The organism is Blastococcus sp. CT_GayMR20 (assembly GCF_004570345.1).
Genome location: NZ_SPQM01000160.1, coordinates 1 through 9,961 on the forward strand (window position 1 = coordinate 1; position 9,961 = coordinate 9,961).

The window sequence follows — 9,961 nt, forward strand, 5'->3', positions numbered from 1 at the left end:
ACGTGCCCTACGTGCCGAGCGACGCCCTCGCGCTGATGCCCCCGGAGGCACGGCTGCACGAGCCGCGGGAGGCGCTGGACGGCGGAACGGACGGGCTTGCCGTCGCCCGGCGGGTCATCGACGGCGCGTCGTCCTGGCTGGCACCGGGTGGGTCGCTGCTCTTCGAGACCGGGGAGGCCCAGGTGGCCGCGGCCGTGGCAGCCGTCGCAGCCGGCGGCCTCCTCCCGCGCGTCGCCACCGACGACGAGCTCGGGGCGACGGTCGTGATCGGCCGCAACGGGTAGGTCCCGGGCTCAGAGCAGACCGCGGTCGGCGCCGTCGGACCACCACGAGCGCAATGAACCGAGTCCGTCCTCCCCACCGCCCCGCAGCTCGACGAAGCCCAGGGTGCCGAGGTCGTCCCAGATCCACCGCAGCTCCGAGTCGCCCTCGTCGTCCACGGTGCAGGACAGCCGGCCGAGCGGCTCGTCGTCGACGTTCCGGAGCACCACCCAGCCCTGCGGCTGCTCGCCGCTCCCGCACTCGAAGAGATCCTCCAGTTCCTCCGCCCCGCTGTCCTCGACGGCCGAGTCGAAGGCCTCGGCGGCGCCGTCCCCCGCGAGCACGCTGTAGGTGCCGGTCGGCACGTCGTCGGCCTGTCCCTCCGCGGGGCAGCTGAGGCTGCGCAGCTCGTCGCCGGCCGGCGCCTCGACGGTGCAGCCGCCCGGGTCCACGTCCCGCGGCAGGGAGAGCCGCAGCAGGCGCTGGGCGGCGTCCGCCGCGTCGTCGACGGCGTCGTCGGCCCGCCGGTCGGTGACCACGAGCAGGGCCGTGAGGAGCAGCACCGCCAGCACGGTGAGCGCGGCGACCGCCCAGGCCAGGCGGGTGATCCATAGCTGCTTCGCCGCACCTGTCCCGGCGGGCCCGCCGGCCGGCCGCGGCTCCCCGTTGTCCGGTGCTCGACGGACGCCGGGGTCGGGAACGGGGACGCCGCTGGCGGCGAGCACCGACCGGGCCGCCGTCGCCAGCTCCCCGGCCGACTGCCAGCGGTGGTCGGGGTTCTTCGCCAGCCCGCGCAGCACGACGGCGTCCAGAGCGGCCGGCACGGACGGCCGGACCTGCGAGGGCGCCGGGGGCTGCTGGTGCAGGTGGGCGTGCATGAGGGCCACCGGGTCGCCCGGCGCGAAGGGACGCCGGCCGGTGAGCAGCTCGAAGAGCACGCACGCCAGGGAGTAGACGTCGGAGCGGGCGTCGGCCGTCGCCGAACCGAAGCGCTCCGGCGCCATGTAGTCGGTGCTGCCGATCGCCGTCCCGCTGGCGGTCAGGGTCGGGCCGGTTCCCGGATCGGCGCCGCGGGCGATGCCGAAGTCGGCGAGGTAGGCGAAGTCCTCGCCGGCCGCCGAGGTGGTCAGGTCGCGGTCGTCGCCGCGGGCGACCAGCAGCACGTTGGACGGCTTGACGTCTCGGTGCACGAGCCCACCGGCGTGGGCGGCGTCCAGCGCCCGCCCGATCTGACCCACGACGTCGACGGCCCGCGCCGGCTCCATCGGACCGCCCCGGCGCAGCAGCGAGTCGAGGTCCTCCCCCTCGACCAGCCGCATGTCGAGGAACAACTGCCCGTCGATCTCCCCGTACCGGTGGATGGGGATGACGTGCGGTTCGCTCAGGCGGGCGGCGATCCGCGCCTCGCGGCGGAACCGGCTGCGGTAGCCCTCGTCCCGCGCCCACTGCGGATGGAGGACCTTGAGCGCCACGTCGCGCTCGTGCTCGGCGTCGTGGGCCCGGAGGACGCGTCCCATGCCGCCGTCCCCGAGGACGCCGAGGATCCGGTACGGCCCGAACCGCTCCTCGGTCGGAGGGTCCCCTCCGGGCGGATCAGTGGCCGGCGGCATCGACCCGGTCCCGGGGCCGCAGCGCCGCGAGCTCGCGCCAGAGGTGCGCCGCTGCCTCCGCGCCGCGGGTGAGCATCGGCAGCAGCACCCGCTCGTTCGGCGAGTGGATGCGGTCGTTGGGCAGCCCGACGCCGAGGAACAGCAGGGGCGCACGCAGGATCTCGGCCAGGTCGGCCTCAGGGCCGCTGCCGCCCTCGCGGGTGAACAGGACCGACCCCGGATCGGTGTCGAAGGCCTGCGCGATCGAGTTCAGCAGCGCGTCCATCCACGGCGAGCCGAGGTCGCTGGCGCAGGGGGCGACCCCTCCGGGCGGGGCGTGCACCTCGGCCTCGATGCCCTCCGGCAGGTGCGCGTCCACCCAGGCCCGCACCTGCTCGGCGACGTCCTCGGGACGCTGGTCTGCCACCAGCCGGAAGGTGACCTTCGCGTGCGCCTCGGCCGGGATGATCGTCTTGTGGCCGGGGCCGGTGTAGCCGCCCCACATGCCGTTGACCTCCGCGGTCGGGCGGGCGCCGGTGCGCTCGAGAGTGGTGAAGCCCTGCTCACCGGTGGCGACGCGGGACGCGGCCGGGCCGGCGAGCCACGCCTGCTCGTCGAAGGGCACGCGGCCCATGAGCTCACGCTCGCGCTCGCCGAGGGGACGGACCTTGTCGTAGAAGCCCGGGAGGGTCACCCGGCCCTGGTCGTCGTGCAGGGCGGCGAGCAGGGACGCCATGGCGTGCAGCGGATTCGGCACGGCGCCGCCGAAGGAGCCCGAGTGCAGGTCGACCGCCGGGCCGCGCAGGGTGATCTCGGCATCGGCCAGCCCGCGCATGGCGGTCACGGCGCTGGGGATGTCGGGTGCGGCCATGCCGGTGTCGCTGACCACGACGACGTCGCAGGCGAGTCGGTCCTGGTGCTCCTCGAGGAGCGCGGCGAAGTGCGGCGAGCCGGACTCCTCCTCGCCCTCGATGAGCACCTTGACCGTCACGGCGGGGGTGTCGCGGCCGGTCGCCGCCAGGTGGGCCCGGAGACCGAGCAGGTGGACGACGAGGACGCCCTTGTCGTCGCTGGCGCCGCGGCCGTGCAGCTCGGGGCCGTCGGGGCCGTCCACCCGGGTGGGCTCGAACGGCGGGTGCACCCAGAGTTCCACGGGGTCGACCGGCTGCACGTCGTGGTGGCCGTACACGAGGGCGACGGGTGCCCCGTCGTCCGCGGACGGCCACTCGGCGAAGACGGCGGGTGCACCCGGCGTCGGCCAGATCTCGACGGTCGGGAAGCCCGTGCGACGGAGCGCCTCGGCCAGCCAGGTGGCGCTGCGCTCGACCTCGGGGGCGAAGGACGGGTCGGCGGAGATCGACGGGATCCGCACCCACGCGTCGAGGTCGGCGTGCAGGTCGTCGATGTGGGCGTGGACGAAGTCGCGTTCGGCACTGCTGGGCACGGGTCTGGACGGTAGTGCCGCCAGCGGCCGGCCCGCCGCCCGGATAGCGTCCGGGGCATGCCCGGAGAGCTGCTGCGCATCGACGTCGGTGACCTGACCTTCGACGTCCGGGCCGACGGCCCCGAGGACGGGCGGCCGGTCCTGCTGCTGCACGGCTTCCCGCAGACCTCGGCGTCGTGGGCCGCGGTCACGCCGATCCTGACGCAGGCCGGGTTGCGGACGTACGCCCCCGACCAGCTGGGCTACTCCCCCGGTGCGCGCCCCGACGAGGTGGCCGCCTACTCGGCGCAGAACCTGGCGCAGGTGACCGCCGACCTGATGACGGCGATGGACGTGCCGCGGGCCGACGTCGTCGGGCACGACTGGGGCGCGAACGTCGCGTGGACCCTGGCCGCGTGGCACCCGGACCGGGTGCGGTCGCTGACGGCGGTGTCGGTGCCGCACCCGGCGGCCTACACGGCCGCGTTCCGGGCCGACCCGGAGCAGAAGGAGCGCTCGGGCTACATCCGGCTCTTCTGGCAGGCGGGCAAGGCCGAGGAGGTGCTGCTAGGCGACGACGCCCGGCGGCTGCGCCGGATGCTGTCCGGCAGCGACGGCGAGACGGGGGTGCCGGCCGAGGCGATCGACGAGTACGTCGCGGTGCTGTCGGCGCCGGGCGCGCTGACGGCGGCGCTCAACTGGTACCGGGCGATGAGCTCGGACACCCGGGTGGATGCCATCGAGGTGCCGACCACGTACGTCTGGAGCAACGGAGACGTCGCCATCGGACGGACGGCGGCGGAGGCGTGCTCGAACCACGTCACCGGCGACTACCGGTACGTCGAGCTGTCCGGGGTGACGCACTGGATCCCGGAGCAGGCGCCCGAGGAACTGGCGTCCGCGATCCTGGATCGCATCTCCTCCACCTGAGACCACGGTCTCGCGTTCGACGGACGGGACCGGGCGCTCCGGACGCCTCACCCGCCGGTCTGCACCATGGCCGCTCTGTCCCCGGAGAACATCAGTTGGACGGGTGCGTTCTGCGAGGCGGCTTCCAGCTGCCCAGCCAGGTCATCGCCGTCCCCACGGGCGCGGCGACCCCTGTGGGGCGTCGGACTGGCCCCGCCTGTTCACCACGACGGCGGGGCTCACTGCTGTCTCAGAGCCTCAGCAACGTCACCCGAAGATGGTGGGCCCAAGGCCAGGCGGAGGGTTAGCCGGAAGGCCGATCAAGTGGTCGTCGCGACCCTTTCCGCAGCGGCGGCATACCTGATCTCGATGTTGATCCGGCCCCTGGTGCTCGTCGCGAGGATGCGCGTACACGTAAGAATGGACGCCGAGTCGGCATACCACAGGCTTCTTGGCCATGAGGAACGCTACGTCTTTCGACCTCCCGTCTCCAGAGTCGAAGGCCCTTCTCCCGCTACTCCCTAGGGTCTACGCGGCCGCTCCCGAACCCGCCGTGTGGGATGTGCGGGCCGCTTGGGACACACCGGACGACGAGCAGCCCGCTCATCGCCGTCAGGGTCAGCGTCATGCGCCTGCGACCAGGTTCAGCAGCCCCGTCTCGTCGAGCAGGTCGACGGGGCGCAGCGTGACACCGGCGGCGACGTGGTGGAAGCCGGCACTCACCCGCTCGACCGGGACGCCGGTCAGCCGCGACCAGCCCAGCCGGTAGGCGGCCAGCTGCACACCGGCCGCCACCAGATCGGCACCGGACGGCGGTGGCCCGGTCTTCCAGTCGATCACCTCGAAGCTGCCGTCGGCGTCGGCGTCGGCGTAGACCGCGTCGATCCGGCCGCGCAGCGTCAGTGGGCCGAGCGGCGTCTCGAACGGCACCTCGACCTCGACCGGCTGGCGGTCGGCCCACTCGCTGGCGAGGAACGCCTCCTGCAGCTCGGTGAGCCGGTCGTCGGGGGCGGCGAACTCGTCGCCCGAACCGGGCAGCTCGTCGAGGTCCACGAGCTTCGCCGCCCCGAACCGCTCCTCCAGCCAGGCGTGGAAGGCGGTGCCGCGCCGGGCCTGGGGCGCGGGTGCGGCCGGCATCGGCCGGCGCAGCCGGCGGGCCAGTTCGGCGGGGTCGCGGCGCAGCGTCACCAGCGCCGAGACCGAGAGGTGCGAGGGCAGCGGGACGTCGACGGTCGGGCTGGCGTGCCGGGCGCGCTCGCGCAGCAGCAGGTCCGCGTCCCGCACCCACTGCCCGAGCTGCGGGTCGTCGCCGTCGAGCAGCAGCTCCGGGTCGAGCGGGTGCGGCGCGGCAGCCGCCACCTGCTCGGCCGCGGCGCCCAGGGCACGCCGCCGTCCGGACGACAGCGGATCCGCCGGCCACACGCCGACCGGCCACTCCTCCAGCGCCGGGTTCGTCGCGCCGTCCTCCGGTGCCTCGGCCCAGTGCACGACCGTGCCGGCGCCGTCCTCGCACGCCTGGCGGACGGTGTGCAGCAGCGACGACGGCCCGCACGGCTTCACGCCGTCCCGCCACCAGCTCCCGGAGCAGATCAGGAGGTGCCGGGCGCGGGTGACCGCGACGTAGCCGAGGCGGATCTCCTCCGCCGTCCCGAAGTCCTTCCACGCCTGGACGTAGTCCTCCAGGGCTGCCCTGACCGCGGCCTGGTCGCCGGAGCCGGGCACCGGCAGCCGGAGGCGGGGCAGTTCCTCCCGGTCGGTGAGCCGCAGATCGGCGGGCACGGCGCCGGGGTCCCGGATCCAGGAATCGCTCGTGTCGGCCTTCGACGGGAACTGGTCCATGGTCAGCCCGGGCACGGCGACGACGTCCCACTCCAGCCCCTTGGCGGAGTGCCCGGTCAGCAGCTGCACCGCCTCGGGATTGACCGCGACCTCGCCCGGTTCCAGGCCCCGTTCCCGTTCCTCGGCGTCCTTCAGGTAGCCGAGGAAGGCGGGCAGGGAGGGCAGCTCGGCCAGCTCCGTGAACTCGGCGGCGACGCCGTGCAGCGCGTCGAGGTGGGCCCGCGCTCCCGCGGGGCTCGCGCCCGGGGCGCTGGCCAGCTCGGTCTCCAGCCCCAGGGTGCGGGCGACCTCGTCGACCAGGTCGGGAAGCGACTCGCTGAGCCGCCCGCGCAGGTGCGCGAGCTCAGCGCCGAGCCGCCGCAGCCGGCGGTAGCCCTCCGGCGAGTACGCCTCCGGACCGCCGAGGTCGTCGAGCGCCTCGACGATGCTGCCCCGCTCCTGCGGCGCCTCCACGGCGGCGGACCCGGTGGCCGGAGCGGGCCGCCGGGAGTGCACGAGGGTGCGGGCCCGCGACTCGAGCGCCGCGAGGTCGCGGGGCCCGATCCGCCAGCGGGCGCCGGTGACCAGCCGGCCGAGCGCGTCGCCGGCGGTCGGGTCGACGAGGACGGTCAGGGTCGCCACGACGTCGGAGACCTCGGGCACCTCGAGCAGCCCACCGAGCCCCACGACCTCCACGGGGAGGCCGCGCTCGCGCAGCGCCGCCGCGATGCCGGGCAGCTGCTTGCGGGCTCGCGCGAGGACGGCGACGGTCGGGCGGCGCGCCTGGTCGTCGGCATGCCAGCACGCGGCCAGCCGGTCGGCGAGCGCCTCGGTCTCCTCGGCCACGGTCTCGTAGAGCCCCACGGTGACCGCTCCACGGCCGGCCGTCGGGGACGGCGCCAGGTCGGGCAGCGGCTGGGCCGGCGGCGGCAGCATCCCCGAGACGGCGTTGGCCACGGCGAGGACGGCGTCGTCGTTGCGCCAGCTCGTGGCCAGCGTGAGCCGCTCGGCCGGTCGCCCGGGAACACCGGGGAAGGTGCGCGCGAAGCGCTCGATGGTGCCGGCCGAGGCGCCGCGCCAGCCGTAGATCGACTGCCGCGGATCACCGACCGCCAGCACCGGGTGGCCGGCGTCCCGGCCGAACAGCGCCTCGAGCATCCGCAGCTGGCCGACGCTGGTGTCCTGGTACTCGTCGAGGAGCACGACCTTCCAGCGGGCGCGCTCGCGGCGCCCGACCTCGGCGGAGGCGACGGCGATGCGCGCCGCGTAGGCCACCTGGTCGGCGTAGTCGATCGCCCCGGCGGACCGCTTGCGCGCCTCGAACGCCTCGACGAGCGGCAGCAGCGCCACGCGGGCCTTCTGCCGGGCGAGCATCTCCAGCACCGGCGCGTACGGCCCCTTCTTGCGCGGTGCGTCCGCGTACGCGTGGATCTGCGCCTCCAGGCGGGCGGTCCAGGCCCGCAGCGCGCCCGGGCTGATGTCGTGCTCGCCCAGGTCGGCGGCGAGTGCCAGCACGTCCTCGACCGTCGTGAGGAGGGTGAGCGGGACGTCGTCCATGTCGCCGGTGTAGGCCGCGACCACGGTGGCCGCCTGCCCCCAGCACATCGCCGGGCCCAGGACCCCGGCCCCGGGCTCGACGCCGATGCGCAACCCGTGCTCGGCGACCAGCGCGGCCGCGTAGCCGTGGTACGTCGAGACGGTGGGCTGGGCGAGATCGAGCCGGCGGCGGAGATCGTCGTCGGTCTCCGGGTGGCGGGCCAACGCGCCCAGCCGCAGCCGTACCCGTTCGTTGAGCTCGCTGGCCGCCTTGCGGGTGAAGGTCAGGCCGAGGATCTCCTCGGGCGCCACGATCTGGTTGGCCACCAGCCACGACACCCGGGCCGCCATGGTCTCGGTCTTGCCGGAGCCGGCACCGGCCACGACGACGAGCGGCCGGTCGGGCGGCGCGGAGACCACCCGCGCCTGCTCCGCGGAGGGCGCGTAGGGCAGCCCGCAGCGGCTGGCCACCTCGGCCGGATCGAGCAACCGGCGCGGTGCCGGTGCCTCGGCGGGCCCGTCGCCGAACAGGTCGTCGAACGAGAGCTGTTGAAGGACCCCGTCCTCCCCTCCGCTCGCAGGCTCGCGAGGGAACCCTGAACGGGGCCTGGCCAACCGGGACGCCGGCTTCACCCGGTCACCTGCCGGCCGGGCTCCTGCAACGGGCAGCTGCGCCGTGCGGGGCACCGGGAGCAGTGCGATCCGGTGCGCACCTCGAAGGTCGCCCCGCCCATGCCCGCACCCACCTCCGCGATCAGGTCGCCGGCCCACGTCTCGCCGAGCGGTACGTCGACGGGCAACGGCTCCTGGTGCTGCTCCTTGGCCTTGGCGCCAGTGCCGACCTGCAGCAGCGCCGCGCCGCCGGGCACGGTGCCGTGGTCGGCGAAGGCGCCGGCCGCCACCGCCACCTGATAGGCCGCCAGCTGCCCGTGCTCCTCGGTGTTCCGGGCCGCGGTCTTCCCCGTCTTGATGTCGACGACGACCAGGCGTCCGTCGCCGTCGCGCTCCAGCCGGTCGACCTGCCCCCGCAGGCGGGCGCGGCCGACCGTGACGTCGAAGTCCACCTCGGCGGCGATCAGCTCCCGGCCCTCGGCGGTGTGCCAGCACAGGAAGCGCTCCAGCATGTCCTGCGCCGACTGCCGCTGTCGCTGGTCGGACCAACCTGGGCCGAGATCGAGCTGGTCCAGTTCGGCGGCGAGCACAGCCGGCGCGTCCGCCGGCGGGAGCCCGTCGGCCACCTGCTGGGCCACGGCGTGCACGGCCGAGCCCACGGTCCGGGTGGTGTCCGGCGACGCCTCCGCCCCGACCGCGCCCAGGACCCACCGCAGCGGGCACCGCTGGAAGGTCTCGATCGCCGAGGGGCGGACCCGGACGGCGTCCTTCTCCGGCACCAGCGGGGCGTGGTCGGACAGCGGGGCCAGACCCCACCAGTGCGAGGGCGACGCGCCGGGGACCCCCTCGTCGGCCAGGCGGCGGAGCACCGACGCTGCCGCTGACCGGCGGTGTGCCGAAGTGTGGGGATCGGTCAGCGCACGGCGCAGGTCGGCGACCAGGGCCGGCAGGGTCAGGGAGCGCGGCAGCTCCGTCAGCGGCCGGCCGTCCTCCGGCGGCGGCGCGACCAGGTCGAGGAAGCGGGAGGCGGTCGCGCCGGCATCCGCCCCGTCGAGGGCGCCCTCCACCGCCGTCACCACCAGCCGCCGCCGGGCGCGGGTGCACGCGACGTAGAACAGCCGCCGCTCCTCGGCCAGGGCGAGGGTCCGGCGGTCGACCGCGGTCCCGTCGATGCCGGACACGCGCTCCACGAGTTCCTCGGTGCCGAGCAGTGTCGTCCGCTCCCGGAGGTCGGGCCACACGCCCTCCTGCACGCCGGCCACGCACACGAGCTCCCACTCCAGGCCCTTGGACGCGTGGGCGGTGAGCAGCCGGACGGTCTCCCCCGCCACTGCCCGCGCCGCGCCGCTGTCGCCCGGCAGTTCCTGGGCCGACAGGTGGGCGACGAACGCCCGCACGTCGGCCGACGGGAGGCGGTCGACGAACCCGGCCGCGGCGTCGAACAGCGCGACGACGGCGTCGAGGTCACGGTCGGCCACCGCGCCGGACGGACCGCCGGCCGCGCTCGCCCGCGCCCAGCGCAGGGCCAGGCCGCTGCGCTGCCACATCGCCCACAGGACGTCCTCGGCGGTGCCGTCCTGCGCCAGCGCGAACCGGCCGGCATCAAGGACGGCGGCGACGCGCCGGGCCGGGCGGGCCACGTGGTCGGGCAGGGCCTCCAGGAGCGTCTCGTCGGTGAGTGCCGTCGCCAGGGGCGCGCCCCGCTCGGCGGCGTCGATGCCCTGCCTGGCCAGCGCGATCCGGACCGCGCGCCGCAGCCGCCGAAGGTCGAGGACCGTCGCGCCACCGAGCGGGGACGCGAGGAGGGCAGATC

At 75.3% G+C, this 9,961-nt stretch carries 5 protein-coding genes and 1 pseudogene; 2 read left to right on the top strand and 4 right to left on the bottom strand.

The features are described from left to right. Positions 1-284, top strand: a pseudogene (locus tag E4P40_RS23555) (putative protein N(5)-glutamine methyltransferase); the annotation flags it as partial. Positions 285-293: 9 nt separating this feature from the next. Here E4P40_RS23555 and E4P40_RS28665 read toward each other — a convergent pair. Together E4P40_RS28665 and E4P40_RS23565 are read right to left on the bottom strand one after the other, a co-directional pair. Then, positions 294-1,871, bottom strand: a complete 1,578-nt coding sequence (locus E4P40_RS28665) for a serine/threonine-protein kinase (RefSeq protein ID WP_209305483.1) — start codon at positions 1,869-1,871, stop codon at positions 294-296. Further along, on the bottom strand, positions 1,855-3,294 hold the full coding sequence (locus E4P40_RS23565; RefSeq protein WP_135160809.1) for a M20/M25/M40 family metallo-hydrolase: 1,440 nt from the start codon (positions 3,292-3,294) through the stop codon (positions 1,855-1,857). The genes E4P40_RS28665 and E4P40_RS23565 overlap by 17 nt, the downstream gene beginning before the upstream one ends. A 57-nt stretch (positions 3,295-3,351) precedes the next feature. On the opposite strand from E4P40_RS23565, the gene E4P40_RS23570 reads away from it, so the two are divergent. Then, positions 3,352-4,203 (top strand): alpha/beta hydrolase, encoded by an 852-nt coding sequence (locus tag E4P40_RS23570; protein WP_135160810.1) that lies wholly within the window; start codon positions 3,352-3,354, stop codon positions 4,201-4,203. A 603-nt stretch (positions 4,204-4,806) separates the two neighbouring features. Here the strand turns inward: E4P40_RS23570 and E4P40_RS23575 are convergent. Both E4P40_RS23575 and E4P40_RS23580 read right to left on the bottom strand, forming a co-directional pair. Further along, positions 4,807-8,007 (bottom strand): ATP-dependent DNA helicase, encoded by a 3,201-nt coding sequence (locus tag E4P40_RS23575; RefSeq protein WP_245160543.1) that lies wholly within the window; start codon positions 8,005-8,007, stop codon positions 4,807-4,809. Between the two features lie 158 nt (positions 8,008-8,165). Further along, on the bottom strand, positions 8,166-9,961 hold a 1,796-nt coding region (locus E4P40_RS23580; RefSeq protein WP_135160811.1), incomplete at its 5' end, for a UrvD/REP family ATP-dependent DNA helicase.

Bases quoted from the DNA above. Each gene is read 5' to 3' on its own strand.
- E4P40_RS28665 (WP_209305483.1), bottom strand. From the start codon at position 1,871: ATGCCGCCGGCCACTGATCCGCCCGGAGGGGACCCTCCGACCGAGGAG.
- E4P40_RS23570 (WP_135160810.1), top strand. From the start codon at position 3,352: ATGCCCGGAGAGCTGCTGCGCATCGACGTCGGTGACCTGACCTTCGAC.